The organism is candidate division KSB1 bacterium (assembly GCA_022562085.1).
In the GTDB taxonomy this organism is placed as follows: Bacteria; Zhuqueibacterota; Zhuqueibacteria; order Oceanimicrobiales; family Oceanimicrobiaceae; genus Oceanimicrobium.
Genome location: JADFPY010000381.1, coordinates 3,381 through 4,198, shown reverse-complemented (window position 1 = coordinate 4,198; position 818 = coordinate 3,381). Strand labels below are relative to the sequence as shown.

Here is an 818-nt window from a genome sequence, read left to right as displayed (position 1 = left end):
GAATATTCTATAACTACTTTGGATATTCTTCTTTGTATATAAGTCGTGCCATTCTTTTGCAATGGCTCTTGCTTCCGTACCTTTACCCGAGTTTATATAATACCAATCCCAGTGACGGAAATTCATTTCTTCTGAATTCTCACCGGCATTCTCCGGGGTATAGGACAAATCAGGCCTGAGTCGAGCCAGCCAGGTATGATGCATATCTTCCGTATCGTCATAGCCATCCCACATGGCCTTCATTTCGTCCTCGCCGATTTTCTTTTCAAGTTCTTGCCATGGATCTTCGTCAAGGGCTGCTAAGTTTTCAATCTCAGAAATCCAATAGTAGTGAAAATCATCTGCAACGGCCATCACATAACTAATAGAAGTCATGTTATTTGCTTTAAGTTTGGCCACTACACTTTTCGTAGCTTCCTCGTACTTACCTACCATAGAAGGCTTGACCACATCTTCGTGAATGACGAAAAGCTGGCCTTTCGGCTCCTCTTCTTGTGCATAAACATTCAACGCACAGAGATTGACCAAAAACCCAACTACTACCATAATTAAGATTTTCTCTCTCATCTTAATCCTCCTAAAATTTGGTTAATAAAAATAATGATTGAAAAAATGCAGGACTTGCTAGAGAATACAAAAAGAAACTTAAAAAAGTTTGTTTTGAAAGTCAAGATCATTATTCCAAAAAAGTGGAGTACGTTTTTAAAATAAAAAAGGCGAAGAACCATCCTCGCCTTTCAAAATTTCCAGAAGTTGTGTTTTGCTAATTTAGTCAGTGCCCTCTTCAGCTTTGATCGCTTCAATTTCCAGAGAGATTT

The 818-nt window shown here is 38.5% G+C and carries 1 protein-coding gene; it reads right to left on the bottom strand.

The features are described 5' to 3' along the window. Window positions 1-567: hypothetical protein (locus IH879_20725; protein MCH7677354.1), on the bottom strand; the 567-nt coding region annotated here is incomplete at its 3' end. Window positions 568-818 lie beyond the last annotated feature (251 nt).